This window comes from Georgenia sp. H159, from assembly GCF_035607575.1.
Classification (GTDB): domain Bacteria; phylum Actinomycetota; class Actinomycetes; order Actinomycetales; family Actinomycetaceae; genus Oceanitalea.
Window position 1 is genome coordinate 748,755 of the sequence record NZ_JAYDZY010000001.1, and the last position, 19,722, is coordinate 768,476.

15 protein-coding genes are annotated in these 19,722 nt (G+C 73.4%); 5 read left to right on the forward strand and 10 right to left on the reverse strand.

Features of this window, described 5'->3' with window-relative positions:
* Window positions 1-67 precede the first annotated feature (67 nt).
* Entirely contained in the window at window positions 68-1,594 is a 1,527-nt protein-coding gene (locus tag VR894_RS03480) for an ATP-dependent DNA ligase (RefSeq protein WP_324649916.1), read from the reverse strand.
* A gap of 317 nt (window positions 1,595-1,911) precedes the next feature.
* Window positions 1,912-3,570, reverse strand: coding sequence for a bifunctional 3'-5' exonuclease/DNA polymerase (locus tag VR894_RS03485; protein WP_324649917.1), 1,659 nt, complete (start codon window positions 3,568-3,570; stop codon window positions 1,912-1,914).
* A gap of 256 nt (window positions 3,571-3,826) precedes the next feature.
* On the opposite strand from VR894_RS03485, the gene VR894_RS03490 reads away from it, so the two are divergent.
* Both VR894_RS03490 and VR894_RS03495 read left to right on the forward strand, forming a co-directional pair.
* Window positions 3,827-3,952 carry a hypothetical protein gene (locus VR894_RS03490; RefSeq protein WP_324649918.1) on the forward strand — a complete coding sequence of 42 codons (126 nt, stop codon included), beginning with the start codon at window positions 3,827-3,829 and terminating at the stop codon, window positions 3,950-3,952.
* A 97-nt stretch (window positions 3,953-4,049) separates the two neighbouring features.
* Window positions 4,050-4,877 (forward strand): PhzF family phenazine biosynthesis protein, encoded by an 828-nt coding sequence (locus VR894_RS03495; RefSeq protein ID WP_324649919.1) that lies wholly within the window; start codon window positions 4,050-4,052, stop codon window positions 4,875-4,877.
* Window positions 4,878-5,038: 161 nt separating this feature from the next.
* Here VR894_RS03495 and VR894_RS03500 read toward each other — a convergent pair whose 3' ends face one another.
* Complete coding sequence (locus tag VR894_RS03500) at window positions 5,039-5,965, reverse strand: alpha/beta hydrolase family protein (RefSeq protein WP_324649920.1); 927 nt, start codon at window positions 5,963-5,965, stop codon at window positions 5,039-5,041.
* A gap of 151 nt (window positions 5,966-6,116) precedes the next feature.
* Between VR894_RS03500 and VR894_RS03505 the strand changes: the two genes are divergently transcribed.
* The 3 genes from VR894_RS03505 to VR894_RS03515 all read left to right on the forward strand — a co-directional run bounded on the left by VR894_RS03505 (window position 6,117) and on the right by VR894_RS03515 (window position 9,914).
* Window positions 6,117-6,728, forward strand: coding sequence for a helix-turn-helix domain-containing protein (locus VR894_RS03505; protein WP_324649921.1), 612 nt, complete (start codon window positions 6,117-6,119; stop codon window positions 6,726-6,728).
* Window positions 6,729-6,766: 38 nt separating this feature from the next.
* Window positions 6,767-9,331, forward strand: coding sequence for an MMPL family transporter (locus tag VR894_RS03510; RefSeq protein WP_324649922.1), 2,565 nt, complete (start codon window positions 6,767-6,769; stop codon window positions 9,329-9,331).
* 181 nt (window positions 9,332-9,512) lie between these two features.
* Window positions 9,513-9,914 (forward strand): VOC family protein, encoded by a 402-nt coding sequence (locus tag VR894_RS03515; RefSeq protein ID WP_324649923.1) that lies wholly within the window; start codon window positions 9,513-9,515, stop codon window positions 9,912-9,914.
* 22 nt (window positions 9,915-9,936) lie between these two features.
* On the opposite strand, the gene VR894_RS03520 is transcribed toward VR894_RS03515, so the two are convergent.
* The 7 genes from VR894_RS03520 to VR894_RS03550 all read right to left on the reverse strand — a co-directional run bounded on the left by VR894_RS03520 (window position 9,937) and on the right by VR894_RS03550 (window position 19,714).
* On the reverse strand, window positions 9,937-12,165 hold the full coding sequence (locus tag VR894_RS03520; protein ID WP_324649924.1) for an FAD/NAD(P)-binding protein: 2,229 nt from the start codon (window positions 12,163-12,165) through the stop codon (window positions 9,937-9,939).
* A complete protein-coding gene (locus VR894_RS03525; protein ID WP_324649925.1) occupies window positions 12,162-12,998 on the reverse strand; it encodes an ABC transporter ATP-binding protein in 837 nt (278 codons plus the stop codon). Before VR894_RS03525 ends, VR894_RS03520 begins: the two co-directional genes overlap by 4 nt.
* The gene (locus tag VR894_RS03530) at window positions 12,995-14,182 is read right to left on the reverse strand and encodes an iron ABC transporter permease (protein WP_324649926.1); all 1,188 of its coding nucleotides are present in this window, start codon (window positions 14,180-14,182) and stop codon (window positions 12,995-12,997) included. The genes VR894_RS03525 and VR894_RS03530 overlap by 4 nt, the downstream gene beginning before the upstream one ends.
* Complete coding sequence (locus VR894_RS03535; RefSeq protein ID WP_324649927.1) at window positions 14,179-15,282, reverse strand: ABC transporter substrate-binding protein; 1,104 nt, start codon at window positions 15,280-15,282, stop codon at window positions 14,179-14,181. The genes VR894_RS03530 and VR894_RS03535 overlap by 4 nt, the downstream gene beginning before the upstream one ends.
* Window positions 15,279-16,661, reverse strand: a complete 1,383-nt coding sequence (locus tag VR894_RS03540) for a peroxidase-related enzyme (protein WP_324649928.1) — start codon at window positions 16,659-16,661, stop codon at window positions 15,279-15,281. Before VR894_RS03540 ends, VR894_RS03535 begins: the two co-directional genes overlap by 4 nt.
* Before the next feature lie 771 nt (window positions 16,662-17,432).
* Window positions 17,433-18,947 (reverse strand): glycerol kinase GlpK, encoded by a 1,515-nt coding sequence (gene glpK / locus VR894_RS03545; protein WP_324649929.1) that lies wholly within the window; start codon window positions 18,945-18,947, stop codon window positions 17,433-17,435.
* A gap of 50 nt (window positions 18,948-18,997) precedes the next feature.
* The gene (locus VR894_RS03550) at window positions 18,998-19,714 is read right to left on the reverse strand and encodes an MIP/aquaporin family protein (protein ID WP_416380805.1); all 717 of its coding nucleotides are present in this window, start codon (window positions 19,712-19,714) and stop codon (window positions 18,998-19,000) included.
* Between the last annotated feature and the right edge of the window lie 8 nt (window positions 19,715-19,722).

Consider the following 19,722-nt stretch of genomic DNA (forward strand, 5'->3'; position numbering starts at 1 on the left):
GCGGCCGCATCGCAGGCGGGTAGGGGGCGGCACGCCCGCGATGCCTGCGGCCCGCTCGCGCGTGCCGCTACCGCTGCGCGATCTCCTTCACCGTCGCCAGGGTGTCGGCCTCCGCGGCGGTCTTGTCGTCGCGGTAGCGCAGCACGCGCGCGAAGCGCAGCGCCACCCCACCGGGGTAGCGGGTGGAGCGCTGCACGCCGTCGAAGGCGATCTCTACGACCTGCTCCGGCCGGACGTCGACGACGTGACCGCGGCGGCCGGTCTCCAGCTCGAGGAACCGCGCGGTCTGCCACTGGAGCATCTCGTCGGTCATGCCCTTGAAGGTCTTGCCTAGCATGACGAAGCCGTCGCCGTCGCGGGCGCCGAGATGGATGTTGGACAGCCAGCCCTCGCGGCGGCCGCTGCCCCACTCGACGCCGAGGACGACGAGGTCGAGGGTGTGCCGTGGCTTGACCTTGACCCACGCCGCGCCGCGGCGGCCGGCGTCGTAGGGGGCGGTGAGGTCCTTGAGCACGAGGCCCTCGTGTCCCCGGGTGAGGATCTCGCGGAAGAAGTCGGACAGCTCCTCGACGTCGGAGGCGACCCGGCGGGGGACCAGCGCGGCGGTGGGCACGACCGCCTCGAGCGCGGCGAGGCGCTCCCTGGCCGGGGCGGTGACCAGCGTGGTGCCGTCGCGGTGGAGCAGGTCGAAGAAGTAGACGGTCAACGGCGTCCGGCTGCCGTCGTCGTCGTGGCTGCCGGTGCGCGAGGCCGTCTCCTGGAACGGCCGGGGCCGGCCGGCGTCGTCGAGCGCGATCGCCTCGCCGTCGAGGATGAGCTCCTCCGCGGGGAGCGAGCGGACGAGCTCGGCGATCTCCGGGACGCGCTCGGTGATGTCGTCGAGGGAACGGGTGAACACGGCGACCTCGTCGCCGGACCGGTGGACCTGCACCCGGATGCCGTCGATCTTGCCGTCGGCGGCCACCGGCGTGGCGTCGTCGTCGCCGCGGAGCCTGACCAGCGCGGCAGCGACGTCCGGGGCCGCGGAGGCGAGCATCGGGCGCACGGGCCGCAGGACGGCCGGGCGGAACTCCTCGAGGGCCTCGGCACCGCCGGTGAGCGCGGCACGCGCGACCGGTCCGGTGACGGCACTGAACATCGCCGCCCGCCGGACGGCGGTCACGGGGACCTCGGTGGCGTCGGCGATGGCCTCGATGAGGAGGGAGTCGAGCGCCCCCTGGCGTACCTCGCCGAGGATGAGTCCGCGCAGGAAGCGTTGCTCCGCGTCGGTCAGTGCGCCGAACAGGGTCGCGACGGCGGTGGCCCGGCCCGCCTGGGAGCCAGCGCCCGCCAGCACGGAGATCTCCTCGAGACGGGCGTCGATGTCGACGGGGCCGAGGGACGGTGCCGCAACGGGCTCGGGAAGGTCGGCGAGGCTGCGCCACCCGACGCCGGTGCGGCGCTGGCGCACCCGACCGGACAGGTAGGTCGCCACCACCTCGATCTCCTCCGGCCCCGCCTCGCGCAGGGCCGCGGCGAGGAGCGCGCGCTTCTCCAGCCGTGAGCGCGTGGCGGCGACGGCGGTGGAGACCTCGGCGAGCCGGGCGAAGAGCACGTGCCGATTCTGGCAGCGGCCCGGCACGGGCGCTCGGCGTTTTCGGCGTTCGGCGCGCGGGTGAGCGCCGCGGGGTGGCGCAGAGCCCAGCTCTCGGTGAGAGGGAGCGGGGCTCGGCGTTTGCGCCGAACCGGTGCGTCGTCCCTTTCGCTCAGCTCGGGGTGTTGGAAGGGGCGGACGATGACCGAAAGGGGCGTAGCACCCGCTCGGCGGCTGGTCCCGTGCTGGATACAACTCCGCTCTCGGTGGGAGGGGGGGGAGCGCTCGGCGGGAGGGAGGGGGGAGCGCTCGGCGGCGGGAGGGGGGAGGTTCTGCGGTCAGTCGGCGTCGGCGTAGGTGTCGACGATGTGGACGTCGAGGGGGAAGTCGACGGGGAAGTCGCCGAAGAGGAGGCGGCCGGCGCCGGAGGCGGACTCGCGGACGGCGGCGGCGACGTCGTCGGCGAGCTCGGCGGGTGTGTGGACGATGACCTCGTCGTGGAGGAAGAACACGAGGTGCGGGCCGCGGGCGGCGCCGTCGTCGGGGCTCAGCGCGCGCAGGCGGTGGCGGAGGTCGGCGAGCCAGCACAGCGACCACTCCGCCGCGGTTCCCTGGACGACGAAGTTGCGGGTGAAGCGGCCCCAGTCGCGGGCGAGGCGGCGGGCGACGCGCCGGTCCTCGCCAGTGGCCTCGGGCTCGTGCTGTCGGTCCTGCGCGGCCTTCCACGCCGCCGGCGGCTGCGGCGACGTCCGCCCCAGCCACGTCCGCACGACGTTGCCGACCTCCCCGCGCATCGCCGCCCCCTCGACGACGGACGTCGCCCGGGGGAAGGCCCGCAGCAGCCGCGGCACCAGCTCACCGGAGCGGCCGGTGGTGGCGCCGTACAGCGCCCCGAGCATCGCGACCTTGGCGTGGGCGCGGGTGTCGATGACGCCCTGGTCGACGAGGCCCTGGTAGAGGTCCTGGCCGCGGGCGGCGCGCGCCATCGCCTCGTCTCGGGCCATCGCGGCGAGGACGCGCGGCTCCAGCTGGGCGACGTCGGCGACGACGAGCGTCCACCCGGGGTCGGCGACGACGGCGCCGCGCACCTGCTTGGGCAGCTGCAACGCCCCGCCCCCGCGGGTGGCCCACCGCCCGGTGACCACCCCGCCCGGCACGTAGTCCGGGTGGAAGCGCTCGCGGCTGCCGGGCGGGCCGGGCCGGACCCACTCGTCCGCCCAGGCCCAGCCGTTCGCGCTGTGCAGGCGCGCGAGCTTCTTGTACTCGAGCAGCGGCGCGATGCTCGGGTGGTCGATCTGCTCGAGCTCCCACTTGCGGGTGGTCTGCGCCGTGATCCCGGCGCTGTGCAACGCCCGGAGCAGAGCGGGGCCGGAGTCCGGGTTGAGCTTGGGGGCGCCGAGGGCGCGGCGGACGTCCTCCGCCAGCGCCTCAAGGACAGCCGGCCGTCCGCCGTGCCGCGGGCGGGGGCCGAGCACCTCGGCGAGGAGGCGGTCGTGCGCCTCCCGGCTCCAGGGCAGGCCGTCGTGACGCATCTCCGCCGCGAGCAGCGCACCGGCCGACTCCGCCGCCAGCAGGGTCGCCAGCCGGCCCGGGTTCCGGCTCGCCGCGACCGCGTCCCGCTGACGCAGCCGCTCGGCGAGGACCTCCTCGGCGGGCAGCGGCACCGACTCGAAAAGGGTCGGCGGCGCGTCGGGGCGCTCCTCCGGCTCCTCGGTGCCGTCCCACAGGTCCGACGGCGGTGGTGCGTCGACCGCGCGGCGCAGGATCGTGCGGCACAGCCGCAGGTCGTAGCAGCGCTCGACCCGGACACCGGCCCGGAGCGGCCGCGTGTAGGTCGCGGCAGTGTCCGCCCACACCCAGCGCGGCCGGTGCGTGCCCTCGAGGGCACGCACCCGCGCGGGCAGCTCGGCGACCGGCACGAGCGACGTCGCGTCCGCACCGTCGCCGAGCACGGTGAGGTGGACGCCCTCGACGCCCTCCGCGACCACGATCTCCACCGCCCGAGCCTACGGCCCGCAACCGCAGGCGGAAGGCGCGGAGAGACCGCGCGCGCGTCGCCGTGCCCGCGTCACCAGGCGCGGCGGTCACCGCGGGGCCGGTCGCGTCTCACGTCATCTCGGCGGACGTCCGCGGGTCCAGGCGGTGGTCCCCACCGACGCTGAGCGGACTGCCGTCGCGATCGGACGTCGCCGTCGCGACGCGCGACGACGGCCGGACCGTCGTCACGCTCACGGAGGACGAGGGCGTGCAGCTGTGGCCCGTCTCCCGGACGCACTCCTCGAGCAGGCGTGTGCCGTCGCCGGCCGTGACCTCACCGGGGCGGAGTGGCGTGACGTCCTGCCCAACGTCCCCTACGCGCCGACGTGCCCCGGGCGGTGACGCTGGAATCTCCCGGGCAGGTGCCGACGCCGGACGTCACGGGCGCGAGGCGCGATCACGTCGTCGAGCGGGCCCCGAGCGGGTCTAGGGTGTGCGCATGCGGCAGCGGCGGTTCCTCCAGGTCGACGTCTTCGGTGCCGAGCCCTACGACGGCAACCCGGTCGCCGTCGTCGTCGACGGTGAGGGACTGAGCACCGAGGAGATGCAGCGCTTCGCCGCCTGGACCAACCTGTCCGAGACGACCTTCCTCCTCCCACCGACCGTCACCGACGCCGACTACCGGGTGCGGATCTTCACCCCGGGCGAGGAGCTCCCCTTCGCAGGGCACCCCACGCTCGGCTCGGCCCACGCCTGGCTCGCCACCGGCGGCACCCCGGCGGACCGCGCCCGGCTGGTTCAGGAGTGCGGGATCGGGCGGGTCGAGCTGCGGCAGCGCGAGGGTCGGTGGTCCTTCGCCGCACCGCCCCTGCGCCGCTACGAGACGCCCGACGCCGCCACCCTCGCCCGCGCCGTCGAGGCGCTCGGGCTGACGACCGAGGACGTCCTCGCCGCCTCGTGGGTGGACAACGGCCCGCCGTGGCTGGCCCTGCGGCTCGCCTCGGCGGAGGCGGTGCTTGCGGTCTCTCCCCGGTACGCGCTCTTCGGTGACCTGTTCCTCGGTGTCGTGGCGGCACCGGGCAACGGGGGCGCCGACGCCGAGGTCCGTGCGTTCGTCGCCGACATCGGCGAGGACCCGGTCACCGGCAGTCTCAACGCCGGCCTCGCGACGTGGCTCACCGACACCGGCGTGCTGTCCGCTCCCTACGTGGCGGCGCAGGGCACGGCCCTCGGTCGGGCGGGTCGGGTGCACGTCGCCGCTGCCGACGGCCACCTGTGGGTGGGCGGACGGACGACGACGGCGATCGCCGGCACCGTCGCGCTCTGAGCCGTCCCGCCACCCGGTCCCTCCCTCCCTCTCGCCGCCCGGTCCCTCCCTCCCTCTCGCCGCCCGGTCCCTCCCTCCCTCTCGCCGAGAGCGGAGTTGTTGTGAAACAACTCCGCTCTCGGCGATAGCCCCCGCGGGGGGACGGGGGAGGGGGCTGGGGGTCAGGGGGCTACCGGGGCGAGTAGCCGTACGGTCCAGTCGCTCATGAAGGCGAGGACGCGGGTGTCGAGGGGCTGGCCGATCTCCTTCTTGTACGCGGCGATCGACGCCGGACCGGCCTGGTGCCGCAGCAGGTGGCTGACGTCCGGGACCTCGTGGGTCTCCACCGGGCCCGGGACCGTCTCCGCGATGACGGCGAGGTCCTCCGGCTTGGTCTGCAGGTCCTTGCCACCGGTGACGGCGAGGACCGGAACGGTGAGGCGGGCGAGGTCGGGGCGCGGGTCGTAGGCCATGAACTCCCGCGTCCACCGCGCGTTGACGCGGGGGCCGCCGATCCGGGCGACGTCAGTGGTCGTCGCCTTGATCCGCCGATGGTTCTTGGCGACCCTGGACTCCAGATCGCCCGGGAGCACCCGCACGAGCAGGCGTACGAGGGCGGGGAGGGTCGGGGCGATCTGGCGCGCCTGCCACCGCAGAAGCTCCTCGCCGGGGGTCGCCGATCCGCTGAGCAGGACGACACCGGCCGGCACCGCGCTGCGGGCAGCGACGATGGTCGCCAGCAGGGCGCCCTCGCTGTGCCCGACGACGACGACCCTGCCGGGGTCCACGGCCGGGGAGGAGGCCAGCGCTGCCAGGGCCGCCTCGACGTCGTCGGCGTTGTCGAGGAACCCGGTGGCGAGGAAGTCGCCGGTGCTCTGCCCGACGCCGCGCTTGTCGTAGCGGAGCGTGGCCAGGCCGGCGCGTGAGAGCGTCTCGGCGAGCTGGCGGGTGACGTCGAGCCGCTGCTGCTTGTGGTTGCTGTCCCGGTCCACCGGGCCGGAGCCGGGCACGACGAGCGCCGCGGGGAACGGGCCGTCGCCGTCGGGCAGGGTGAGCGTGCCCTGGAGGGTGTGGCCGGACGAGGTGAAGGTGAGGGTCGACTCGCGCATCGAGAGCTCCTGGGGTGAGGTGGTGCGGCCAGTCTATTGTTCTAGGGAAAGTAGAACAAGAGGAACGGCGCGAGGAGTGCCGCCAGCCGTGTGCCGCACCGCACACCCGGCGAAGTTGCACTGAGTGCATGAGCGCCGGAGACTCGGTGCCATGTCCGAACCGACCAGCCGCCGCGAGGTGAACAAGGCGCGCACCCGCCAGGCGCTGGTCGACGCCGCACGCGAGCTGGCCCGCGAACGCGGGCTCGAGGACGTCACCGCCGAGGACATCGCCGACCGCGCCGGAGTCTCCCGGCGCACGTTCTTCAACTACTTCGCCGGGATCGAGGCCGTCGTCGCGGCAGGCCTGGCCGGGCCGCTGGAGCGGATGGCCGACGCGCTGCGCCGGCGGCCCGCCGCGGAGGAGCCGCTCGTCGCGATCGTCCACGCCCTGCGGGAGGAACCGCTCGGCGCGGAGATCCTCCTCGGCTGGCTGCCGACGACGCCGGGCAGCACCCTGCGCGGCCGCGAGCTGCAGCTGCGGGTCTGGCAGCACCACGAGGAGTGGCTGGTCGGTGTGCTGCGGGAACGCCTCGCCGACGACGACGAGCTCCGCGCCCGCTCCCTCGCCGCAGCGGTCATGGCGCTGTTCGAGATGGTCCAGCGAGCCTGGCTGCCGACCGTCCCCGAGCTCGCCCCGGACGAGGCCGTCGCCGCCTTCAACGACACGCTCCTGCAGGTCCTTGCCCACGCGGACGCCGGCTGGCGCCGGCCCGCCCACTGACGCACCCGCCGAACCACGACACCCCGGAAGGACCCCCTGTGGCTTCTGTTCTCCACCGCCTCGGTCGATGGAGCGCCCAGCACCGCTGGGCCACCGTCATCACCTGGCTCGTGGTCATCGCCCTCGCGACGACCGGCGCGGCCACGCTCAGCGAGCCGCTGAGCGACGAGTTCTCCATCCCCGGCAGCCGCTTCCAGGTGGTCCTCGACGACCTGCAGGAGGAGATCCCGGAGGCCGCCGCCGGCATCGGCACCGTCACCTTCTCCACCGAGGACGGGTTCAGCGACGAGCAGCGCGCCGCCGTCGCCGACGTCACCGAGCAGTGGACCCGGCTCGACGGCGTCGTGGGGTCGACCGACCCCTTCGCGACCCAGGAGCAGCTCGACTCCAGCCTGGACGAGATCGCCGCGGGTCGCGCCGAGCTCGAGGCGGGGCGGGCCGAGATCGAGGCCGGTCGCGCCGAGCTGGAGGCCGGTCGCACCCAGCTCGAGGCGGCTGAGCAGGAGCTCGCCGCCGGCCGGGAGCAGCTGGAGGCCCAGCGGGCCGAGCTCGAGGCTTCGGCCGACATGATGCCGCCGGCCATGGCCGCCGCGGCGGAGGGGCAGCTGGCCGCCGCCGAGGCCGAGCTCGCCGCCGGCGAGGAGCAGCTGGCCGCCAGCCGCGCCGAGCTCGCGGCCGGTGAGGAGGAGCTCGCCGCCGCGGAGGCGGAGATCGCCGCGGGGGAGACCCAGCTCGACCAGGGTGAGCGGCTCGCGCAGCTCACCGACGGCCTGCGCCAGGTCTCGGAGGACGGCAGCGTCGCCATGACGCAGGTGCGTTTCGAGTCCTCCGGTGGCCAGCTCGACCCCGACGTCACCGCCGAGGTCCAGCGCATCGGCGACACGCTCGCCGACGAGGGCATCGAGGTCAACTACAGCGCCGAGATCGTCTCGGACATCTCCTCCATCCTCGGCCCGGCCGAGGTCGTGGGAGTCGTCGTCGCCGTCGTCGTGCTCCTCGTCCTGCTCGGCTCGCTGCTCGCCGCCGGGCTGCCGCTGCTCACCGCGCTCGTCGGCGTCGGGATCGGCGTGGGCGGCTCGCTCGCGCTCAGCGGGGTCGTCGAGATGACGAGCGTGACTCCTGCCCTGGCGCTCATGCTCGGCATGGCCGTGGGCATCGACTACTCGCTGTTCATCCTCAACCGCCACCGGATGCAGCTCGCCGAAGGCATGGGCGTGCGGGACTCGATCGCGCTGGCCACCGGGACGGCCGGGAACGCCGTCACCTTCGCCGGTGCGACCGTCGTCATCGCCCTCGCCGCGCTCGGCCTCACCGGCATCCCGTTCCTCGGGGTCATGGGCTACGTGGCCGCCGGGACCGTCGTCGTCGCCGTGCTCGCCGCCGTCACCCTCACGCCGGCGCTGCTCGCCCTCCTGGGGACGCGGGTGCTGCCCGCCCGGCAGCGTGCCCGCCTCGAGCGCAAGAACGACGCCGACTCCCGCGGTTGGGCCGCCAGGGTTCAGCGGCACCCGTGGCTGGCGATCCTCGGCGTCGTCGCCATCACCGGCATCCTCGCGATCCCCGCCACGCAGCTGCGTCTCGGCCTGCCCGACGGCGGCCAGGAGGCGGCGGACTCCACGGCCTACCGCACCTACGACCTCATCCGCGACAACTTCGGCGCCGGCGCGAACGGCCCGATCATCGGCGTCGCCACGCTCGACGAGCCGACCCAGGACGAGGCGGCCCTCACCGATATCCAGCTCGACGTCGCCGAGGACCTGCTCTCGGTCGAGGGCGTCCAGTACGTCGTGCCCTTCGGCACCAGCGAGGACGGCGACACCCTCGCCTTCCAGATCATGCCCGCCGACGGCCCCTCGGAGGAGTCGACCGTCGCCCTCGTCGACGAGCTGCTCGCCGGCCAGGACGAGCTCGGTGCCACGCACGGCGTCGAGATGGGCTACACCGGCCAGACGGTGGCCAACATCGACATCTCCGACCAGCTGGCCGACGCGCTGCCGGTCTACCTGCTCGTCGTCGTGGGGCTCTCGCTCGTGCTCCTGCTCCTCGTGTTCCGCTCGATCTGGGTGCCGCTGCTCGCCTCCCTCGGCTTCCTGCTCACCGTCGTCGCGTCCTTCGGCGCCGTCGTCGCGGTGTACCAGCTCGGTCACCTGTCGGGGATCTTCGGCGTCAACGAGCCCGGGCCGATCCTCAGCTTCCTCCCGGTGCTCCTCATCGGCGTGCTCTTCGGCCTCGCGATGGACTACCAGGTGTTCCTCGTCTCGGGCATGCGCGAGGTGCACGTCCACGGCGAGGACGCGCGCACCGCCGTCGTGCGCGGCTTCAACCAGAGCGCCCGGGTGGTCACGGCCGCGGCGATCATCATGATCTCCGTGTTCGGCGGGTTCATCTTCGCCCACCTCTCGATGATCCGGCCGATCGGCTTCGGTCTCGCGTTCGGCGTGCTCGTCGACGCCTTCCTCGTCCGGATGACCCTCACCCCGGCGGTGCTCAGCCTGCTCGGGGAGAAGGCCTGGTGGCTGCCCCGCTGGCTGGACCGGATCCTGCCGAACGTCGACGTCGAGGGCGCCCAGCTCGAGCGGAGGCTGGAGCACCAGGACGCCTGACGACGTCCGCAGTGCTGCGTGCCGAGCGGCCGGCTGGCGACCGCGCGACGACGTGCGCCGGGACGCCGATCGGCTTGCTGTCCCCGTCGGCGTGCGGGAGTGCTCGTCGTGAGTTTTCCCGTGACGGGCCGGACGCTCCGGTGCCACACTGCCCGCTCGGACGACGTCGAGGAGGAGAGCCATGACCCTTCGCTGGTACAGCGTGGTCGTCGACAGCCGTGATCCCCGGGCGCTGGCGGCGTGGTGGGAGACGGTGCTCGGTTGGCGGACCGTCTACGAGGCCGACGACGAGGTGGTCATCGTCCCGCAGCACTTCGGCGACGAGAACTACTTCACGTCGGTCCCGCCGCAGCAGCGCGGGCAGGGCCTCGTGTTCGTCCCGGTGCCGGAGGGCAAGACGGTGAAGAACCGGCTGCACCTCGACCTCGCACCCGAGCCGGACGACGACCATGACGCCGAGGTGCAGCGCCTCGTCGATCTCGGCGCGCAGCGGATCGACGTCGGCCAGGGCGACGTGCCGTGGGTGGTGCTCGCCGACCCGGAGGGCAACGAGTTCTGCGTGCTCACGCCGCGCGACGTCTGAGCTGCCGCGCCACCCGCACCGGTCACCCGACCGGCACGGACTCCCGCACCAGGTGCAGCACCTGCTCCGCCGCTGCGTCCGCCCCGGCGATGAGCGGCGACGGCACCCCCGGCGTCGCACCGATCGCCGAGCCCGGCTGCACGTCACCGGCCGGGATCCCGAGGACGATGACCTGCGGGTCCGGCCGCCCCTGGGCGTCGAGCAGGTGGAACCCCTCCGGTGTGACGTCCAGGCTCCGCGCCCGTGCCACGGCCCCGTCCGGAGCGGTGCGGCTGTGCAGCCGCGCGCGACCGGAGTCCAGCAGTGAGCGCAGCAGGGGGTCGTCGGTGACGTCGGCGTGCCCCTTGGACATCCGCGTCTCGACGAACACGCGCACGCGGTGCTCGCGGCCCACCACCTGCGAGCGGGCGACGAACACGCCGTCCTCCACGCCGACGGCCAGTCCCTCGCCCAGCAGGTCGACGACGCCCGCCCGCACGAGGGCGAGCAGCTGGGCGGTGCGCTCCGGCGGCGGACCGGAGGCCAGTGCCAGGCCGAGCGAGCCGAACCAGCCGTTGACGTCGCGGGTGGCCGACGCGGCGTGGATTGCTCCGGCCCGCACGAGCCCGGCGACCTGCCCGCGCAGTGCCGCCATCGCCCGGTTGACCTCCGAGCGGGGGCTGGCGAGCGGCCGGGTGATGGACTCGTGCTCGGCCGCCACCCACCGACGGGTCCACGCACGCCACTCCTCCGGGGAGGGGAGGCGCACGTCGGGCCGGTCCAGCCGCTCGACGTCCAGCCACCGCTCCCGGTCGACGACGACGTCGCGCACCAGGCCGTCGAGGTCCGCCAGGTCCGTGGCGGCGATGCGAGCGAGCAGGTCCGAGGGGAGCTCGCCGTCGTCGTCGTGGACCGACGGGACGGTGGTGGGGTGGTGGCGCACCAGCGTGGTGAGGTGCGCGACGACGAGCTCGCGGGCGAGCTGGGGCCAGACGTCGCGGGTGAAGTCCTGGTCGGGGACGGTCGCGGCGGTGGCGATCCACTCGCGGGTGGCGAGGCGCGGCGTGTACCGCGGCGGGAGACCGCCGTACCAGGACTTCGAGCGGTACGGCAGGCCGCGGCGCGACCCGACGAGCAGGCGCGGCTCGCGCCCGGACGGGAGGTAGGTGAGGTCGAAGGGGGAGTCGCCGGGCACGAAGCGACCACCGCGGCCGGCGGTGAGGAGCGCGACGACGTCGAAGAAGTTCGCCCCCAGGCCCGCGACGACGACGTCCTCACCTTCCGGTACGACGTCCCAGTCCCGCTCGGCCGGCATCCCCGGCTCGACGTAGACCAGCCCGTGACGCTCAGCCGCGGCGACCCGCTCCTCGGTCTCCGGTGAGCGACGCCCCTGGATCATCCCCTGCGCGAGCACGACGGCCCGCGCCCGGACCACCCGCCCGTCCGCCAGCCGCAGCGCCCGCACCCTGTCCCCGGCCACCCCTCCTCCCGCCGACAGCGGAGTTGTTTCCGCCCCTTCCCCTGCCGACAGCGGAGTTGTTGCCGAGCGATCAGCTTCTGTCGCGAGCCCACCGTCCGCCGTATCGATCGCCACAACGGTCCCGACGACCGCGGTGAGCTCAACGCCTCCCCGGGTGAGGACCGCCTCGAGCTGCTCGCGGAAGTAGACCCCCTGGAGTCGCCGGGTGGGGAAGGACCACGGCTCGACGGCAGCCGCCTCCTCGACGGCCCAGTCCGGACGCGGGCCGGCGCTCCAGCCGGCGGACGGGTCCGCAATGGTCCGTGGACGGCCCGCGACGACGTCATGCGCCCACTCGACGAGGTCCGGGCCAGGCGTGACCGGACCGGTCATAGGCGTGGACGCGTCCGGGTAGATGGTCGTGTGCGCGCTGTAGGTGTTGTTGAGCAGCTCGGGGCTCTGGTCGGTCCGCCAGGTGGCCCCGGCACCGACCTCGAAGCGGTCGACGACGACGACGCGCACGGGCTCGTCCGGGTTGGCGCGGGCGGTCAGCCGCTCGATCACCGAGACAGCGCGCGGCCCACCACCGACGATGACGAGGTCAGCCTCGGAGAGCTCGCTGCTGTCGGCGAGAACTCCGCTGTCGGCAACAACTCCGCTGTCGGCGGGGAGGGGGCTGTCGGCAACAACTCCGCTGTCGGCAACAACTCCGCTGTCGGCGAGAACTCCGCTGTCGGCAACAACTCCGCTGTCGGCGGGGAGGGGGCTCGCCACAACAACTCTGCTGTCGGCGCTGGGTGGGGGAGTGCTCATGCCAGGGATCCGGGCGTGAGGACGGGGCGGACCTGGGTCTGGCCGTCGTCGTGCTGCACCTCGACGGGCAGGCCGTAGACCTGGCCGAGCAGCTCGGCGTCGTAGGCCTCGGCGGCCGGGCCGTCGGCGACCAGCCGGCCGCCGCTGAGCAGCACGACCTGCTGGCAGAAGGTCGCGGCGTGGTTGAGGTCGTGGATCGCGATGAGCGCGGCCACCCCCTCCTCGCGGGCGACCTGCCGCACGATCTGCAGCGTCTCCACCTGGTAGCGCAGATCCAGCGCGGACGTCGGCTCGTCAAGCAGCAGCACACGCGGGCGCTGCGCGAGTGCGCGGGCGATGAGCACCCGCTGCGCCTGCCCGCCCGAGAGGTCCGACAGCCGGCGCTCGGCCAGCTCCACGAGCCCGAGGCGCTCGATGGCGTTCTCGACGACGGCGAGGTCCTCGGCGCGCGGCCGCATCCCCATGTGCGGGGTCCGGCCGAGGGTCACGGCCTCGCGCACGGTGAGCTCGAAGGGCACCTCGCTCGACTGCGGCACGTAGGCGACGACCTTCGCGCGCTCGCGTGGCTTCATCCGCAGCAGGTCGGTCCCGCCGAGGCGCACCGAGCCCTGCTTGGTCCGCAGCACGCCCGCGAGGATCTTCGTCAGCGTGGACTTGCCCGAGCCGTTCGGCCCGAGGAGCGCGCACAGCGTGCCGGCGGCGACGTCGAGGTCGATCCCGCGCAGCACCTGGTGCTTGCCGTAGGCGAACTCGACGTCGCGGATGCTCAGCCCCGCGGGCGGGTGGACGTCGTGGTCGGCGCGCTCCGCCGTCGTCGTCTGGACAAGGCTCACTTGGAGGCCCTCCTCGTCATGATGAGGTAGATGAACACGGGCGCCCCGAGCATCGCGACGACGATCCCGACGGGGACCACCGACGGCGCGACGACGGTGCGGCCGATCGTGTCGGCGGCGACGAGCAGCACGCCGCCCGACAGCGCCGACATCGGCAGCAGGTACTGGTGGTTCGCGCCGATGATGAGCCGCGCGATGTGCGGCCCGACGAGTCCGACGAAGCCGATGACCCCGCACAGGGAGACCGCGACCGAGGCGAGCAGCACCGAGGCGAGGATGAGCCCGACGCGGACCACGGTGACGTTGACGCCCAGCGAGCGGGCGGCGTCGTCGCCGGCGAAGGCGATGGCGTTCATGTCCTTGGCGAACCACAGCAGCAGCGGTAGGACCACGACGACGACGCCACTCATCACCTGCACCTCGGTCCAGGACGCGTCGTTGACCGAGCCGAGGGTCCAGCGGACGATCGCCTGGAGGGTGTTCTCGTTGGCGACGTACTGCAGGCCCGCGGTCAGCGCCTCGAAGAGCTGGGTGACGGCGATGCCGAGGAGCAGCAGCGTGGCGACGGCCATCTTCCGCGCCGACGCCAGGCCGAGCACGAGCATGGTGACGAGGCCCGCGGCGACCAGCGCGGAGAAGATGACGACCGGGTTGGACGACGACACCCCGCCCCCGCCGAGCAGGATCGCCAGCGAGGCCCCGAAGGCCGCCGCGGGCGAGACCCCGAGCGTGAAGGGGCTGACGAGGGGGTTGCGCAGCAGACCCTGCATGACCGCGCCGGCCACCGAGAGCCCCGCGCCGGCGGCGAGGGCGAGCAGCGCCCGCGGCAGTCGGAGGTCACCGACGATGCTGTAGGCCTGGACGAACTCCGGCTCGATCGTGCCGCCGGCGACGCGCAGCCACAGGATGCGCAGCGCGTCGGCCAGGCCGACGCCGCTGGTTCCGACCGCCGTCGACCCGGCGACGACGGCCACGGTGAGCACCGCCGAGACCGCGAGCACGAGTAGCCGGTGGTTGCCCAGCGCCCGGCGCAGCCCGGCCGGCGCGGCGCCACGCGTCGGGCCGGTCCGGGTGGCGTCGTCCCCCGTGCGGACGGCGCCACCCCCGCGTGCCTGCCCCTGCTCGGGGCCGGGGCCGTCGACCAGGACGTTGCTGCCCGCCGGGCGGTCGGTGCGGGTGGTCACTGGCCACCACCGGGCGCGACGTAGGGCTCCTCGCCGGGGAAGTCGGTGACGCCCTGGAACTCGGTGGCCCACCGCTCGAGGTAGTCCGCCGGGTCGACGTCGGCGAACTCCTCCGGGTGCAGCCACTTGGCGAGGTAGGCGGTGCCGATCGCCTTGGACAGGCCGGACGTCGCCCAGCCGTTGGTCACGTAGATCTCACCCTCCTGGACGGCGGTGATGCCGGACCAGCCGGGGCGGGCGGGGATCCCGGCGACGATCTCGGCGACCTCGGCCTCGCTGTAGGGCTCCGCCGACGGCGGCTGCTCGTGCACGATGACGGCCGGGTCGCGCTCGACGACGGACGCCGGGTCGATCGTGATCTCGTGCTGCGCGTCGCCGCCCTCGATGTCCCCGAAGACGTTCGTGCCGCCGGCGCCGGTGATGACCTGGTCGAAGCCGGAGCCGGGCAGGGCGGTGATGTAGGGCTGGTCGGTCTCCCAGTAGACCGGGACCGGCTCGGTGCCCTCGACCCGCTCGGCGACCGTCGTGACGATCTCCTCGTGGAAGTCCTTGACCGCCTGGGCGCCCTCGGGCTCGGCGAAGACCTCGCCGAGGATGTCGATCGTCTCGTCGAAGACGTCGACGTCCCACGAGCTGACGACGACGACCGGGATGTCGAACTCCGCGAGCCGCTCGGACGCCTCCTGCCAGGCACCGTTGCGGGGGATGATCGCGACGTCCGGGTCGAGCGCGACGATCGCCTCGTAGTTGAGCTCCCCGATGCTCTCCCCGACGATGTCGTCCTCCCCGAGCCCGAGGTAGGGCGCGCGCTGGACGGTGCCGCGGTCGACGCCGACGACTCGGTCGCCCGCGCCGATCGCCTCGACGAACTCGTTGTTGTAGGACAGCGCGACGACGGCGCGCTCGACAGGTCCGTCGATCGTCACCTCGCGGTCCTGGTCGTCCACGACGGTGATCTCCCCGGACTCCGCGGCGCCGGTGGTGGCGTCGGCGGTGGGGGCGGAGCCGTCGTCGTCGGCGCCCGCGACCTCGACCTGGCCGCAGGCGGCGAGCGTCAGGCCGGAGGCGAGCAGGGCGGCGGTGAGGATCGTGCGCTTCATCGGGATTCTCCGGTGGTGGTGGCGGCAGCGGGTGCGCTGACGGTGGTGGCGGGGACTGTGGAGCTCGAGGTGGTGCCGGGTGCGGCGTCGGGTGTGGTGGTGACGGGTACGGACGTGCCGAGCGTGGTCGTGGGCGGGATCGTGTCCCTGCTGTCGCCGAGCGCGGGATTGTTGGCAGCGGGCTCGGGGACGAAGGGCTCGCCGAGGGTGAGCATCAGGCGGTTGGCCCACGAGAAGAACGCGACCGACGCGACGAGGTCGACGAGCTCGAGCGGCTCGAGTCCCAGCACTCGCAGCCGCGTGACCTGCGCCGCGGTGGCACGCGAGGGCGAGGCGGCGAGGGCGGCGGCGAAGTCGACGACCGCTGCCCACCGCTCCTCCTGACCGGCGCTCAGCGCGGCGAGGTCCGTCGGTGCCCAGCCGGGGGCGCGGGGGACCTCCGCGGCGAGGAGCCGGTCGACGTCGTCGGGACGCTTGCTCAGCTGGGCGGCCTTCCGGGCGTGGACGGAGGCGCAGAAGATGCAGTCGTTGACCTTACTCGTCACCGCGGCGGCGAGCTCCCGCTCGGCACGCGGCAGACCGACCCTGGTGAGGAAGATGGCGTGGTCGATCTGCGTCCGCGCCGCGAGCACGCCGGTCTCCCGGGCGAGCAGACGGAAGTAGGCACCGTCGCTCTTGCCGGCGAACGCCGCGCGGTGCTCGTCGGTCAGCTCCACGCTCGGGATCGGGTCCACCCAGGGGAGCCAGCCGAGCTGGTCCCGGGTGAAGCGGCGCGGCGCGGCGAGCCCGTTGGGGGCGTGCTCCGGCGCGTACTTGCCGCGACCGGTGAGGTCGGTGGGTGAGCTGGGGCTGCCGGCCGGGGTGCCGTCGTCGTGCCCGGCGGCGATGGCCGGGGTGCCGTCGTCGTGCCCGGCGAGCAGCCGCAGACCGGTGACGAGCCGCGCCTCGTAGGCGGTGACGGCGACGACCTGCGAGAGGAGGACGATGCCGTCCGGGTCGAGGCCCGCCTGCTCGAGCGCCGCGACGTCCTGGGGCGTGACGAGGGCGGGTGCCAGGCTGAGGAGGTCGGTGTGCCGCACGAGGGCGGCGACGGTCGGGTCGGCGGTGGCGACGGCGAGGTCGACGGCGTCATGCCCGCGGTGGTGCTCGGCGAGCAGCGGCGCACCGTGCTGCTCGGCGACACGGGCGGCCAGCGCGCGCCGCAGCGCGGGGGAGAGACGGCCGGCGTCGGCGAACAGGTGGTCGTGGGCGCGCTGGGTGTGGTGCACGACCTCGGGCTTGGCGAGCCGGGCGTCCGCGGTGGCGGCGTCGAGCTCGGCCAGCGCACCGACGACGTCGGTGCGCGCCGTCGGCGGCCGGTGGTGGACGGTGGTGGACATGGGTACTCCTGGGCATGGGTGTGCGGCAGTGCCGCCGGGTAGGGGGAGCGGCCGACCCGCAGCTGTCAGCGACGCCGGTGCGTCCGCGGGCACGGGTCGTGCGGGCGGGACGCGAGGAGGCGTCGATACGCGACGGCGAGAACGGTGCCGTCAGCAGCGCGGGTCCGGCAGACGATGCCGGGGCGGGTCAGAGCCCGCCGGGATCGCGGCTCAGGCGGGACAACAACACATGCACGCGACGGCGCGCCCGGGCATGCACATCGAGGTGCGCGGCGCGAGGTGCGGCCTGGCACTGATGTGCATGCTCATGTGATGTCCCTTCAGTTCGCGGCGGGCGCCGCGATCGACTTGGGCACCTGGAGGGGCCCCCGACGAGATCGACCGTACGGCACGTCGTTTGAACGTCCAACCCCCTCCGTGCCGACGTCCCACCACGTGGGACGGGCGGCGGGACGCTGCCCATGATCCGGCCGTCGACGGATGCGGGCGGACCCAGGGGTGGGTGGCGGGCGCGGGGTGCAACAACCCCGCTGTCGGCGAAGTGGGGGGCTCGAGGGGGACACGGGGGACGGCGCCCGGAGGTGGCCGCCTGGCCGGCGCGGGCCGCAACAACTCCGCTGTCGGCGAAAGGGGGCGGGGCCCGAGGGGGACACGGGGGACACGGGGCGGGGCGGGAGAAACGGGTGGGTCGCCCCTTCCGGTCCTTGTCGGGCGCCGGGAGGGGCGACCGTGGAGCGGAAGGGGCGACCCAGGGAGTCGCGGGTGTCGTGCCTAGTCGACGTCCTCGTCCACCCAGTCGAAGGTCTTCGTCACGGCCTTCTTCCAGTTGCGGTAGAGGCGCTCGCGCTCGGCCTCGTCCATCTGCGGGGTCCAGCGCTTGTCCTCGGCCCAGTTGTCGATGACGTCCTGCTCGCCGTCCCAGAAGCCGACGGCGATGCCCGCCGCGTAGGCCGCACCCAGCGCCGTCGTCTCGGCCACCTTCGGACGGACGACGTCCACGCCGAGGATGTCGGCCTGGAACTGCATGAGGGCCTCGTTGGCCACCATGCCACCGTCGACCTTGAGCTCCTTGAGGTCGACGCCGGAGTCGGCGTTCATCGCGTCGACCACCTCACGGGACTGGTAGGCCGTCGCCTCGAGCACCGCCCGCGCGATGTGGCCCTTGTTGACGTACCGGGTCAGGCCCACGAGCGCGCCGCGGGCGTCGGCCCGCCAGTACGGGGCGAACAGGCCGGAGAACGCCGGCACGAAGTAGGCGCCACCGTTGTCGTCCACCGTCTCGGCGAGCTTCTCGATCTCCGGGGCGTCCTTGATGAGACCGAGGTTGTCCCGCAGCCACTGCACGAGCGAGCCGGTGACGGCGATCGCCCCTTCGAGGCAGTACACCTGCGGCTGGTCACCGATCTTGTAGCCCACCGTGGTGAGCAGTCCGTTCTCGCTGTGGACGAGCTCGGTGCCGGTGTTGAGCAGCAGGAAGTTGCCTGTGCCGTACGTGTTCTTCGCGCTGCCCACCTCGAACGCCGCCTGGCCGAAGGTCGCGGCCTGCTGGTCGCCGAGGATGCCGGCGATCGGGACGCCGGGCACCATCCCGCCCTCGCGGCCCTTGCCGTAGACCTCGGAGGACGAGCGGATCTCCGGGAGCATCGACATCGGCACGCTCATGTCGCCCGCGATCTCCTCGTTCCAGGTGAGCGAGTCGATGTTCATGAGCATCGTGCGTGAGGCGTTGGTGACGTCGGTGACGTGCACCCCGCCGTCGGTGCCGCCGGTCATGTTCCACACCACCCAGGAGTCGGTGGTGCCGAACAGCAGGTCCCCGGCCTCGGCCTTGTCCCGGGCGCCGTCGACGTTGTCGAGGATCCACTTGATCTTGGGTCCGGAGAAGTAGGTGGCCAGCGGTAGACCGACCTTCTTCTTGTACTTCTCCGCGCCCTCGTCACCGCCGAGCTCCTCGACGATCTTCTGGGTGCGGGTGTCCTGCCAGACGATCGCGTTGTAGACGGGCTTGCCGGTGGTCTTGTCCCACACGACGGTGGTCTCGCGCTGGTTGGTGATGCCGACGGCGGCGATGTCGCGGTGGGTGAGGTTGCCGCGGGTCAGTGCCAGGCCCACGACCTCCCGGACGTTGGTCCAGATCTCGGCGGCGTCGTGCTCGACCCAGCCCGCGCGAGGCAGGATCTGCTCGTGCTCCTTCTGGCCGGTGGAGACGATCGTGCCGGAGTGGTCGAAGACGATCGCGCGGGAGCTGGTCGTGCCCTGGTCGATGGCGAGGACGTAGTCAGCCATGTCGGTCCTTTCACGTCACTGTGGATGGTTTGGGCGGGGGAGGAGGAGGGTCAGAGGAGCTGGACGCCGGCGAAGCCGCCGAGTGCGCCACCGATGAGGGGGCCGACGATCGGCACCCAGGAGTAGCCCCAGTCGCTGGAGCCCTTGCCGCGGATCGGGAGCACGGCGTGGGCGATGCGGGGGCCGAGGTCACGTGCCGGGTTGATCGCGTACCCGGTGGGACCACCGAGGCTGGCACCGATACCGACGACGAGGAGGGCGACGGCGAGCGGGCCCAGGCCGGATGGCGTGAAGCCGAAGGCGACGATGACGAACACGAGGACGAACGTGCCGATGATCTCGGTGACGACGTTCGCGCCGTAGCTGCGGATCTCGGGGCCGGTGGAGAAGACCCCGAGCTTGGCGGCGGCGGGCGCCTCCTCGTTGAAGTGCTGCCGGTAGGCGAGCCACATGATGACGGCGCCGAGGAAGGCGCCGGTGAACTGGGCGAGGAAGTAGACGAGCGCGTTGCCGAACGTGTTGTCGATCTGAGCGAGCCCGAGCTCCTCGTTACCCGCGAAGAAGGGCAGGTCGCCGGCGAGCAGGCCGACCGTGACAGCGGGGTTGATGTGCGCGCCCGTGGAGTAGGCGACGTACACGCCGGCGAAGACGGCAAGGCCCCACCCGAAGTTGATGAGCAGCCAGCCACCGCCCTGTCCCTTGGACTTCGGCAACAGGTGGTTGGCGACGACGCCGCAACCGAGCAGCGTCAGCATCGCGGTGCCCATGACTTCGG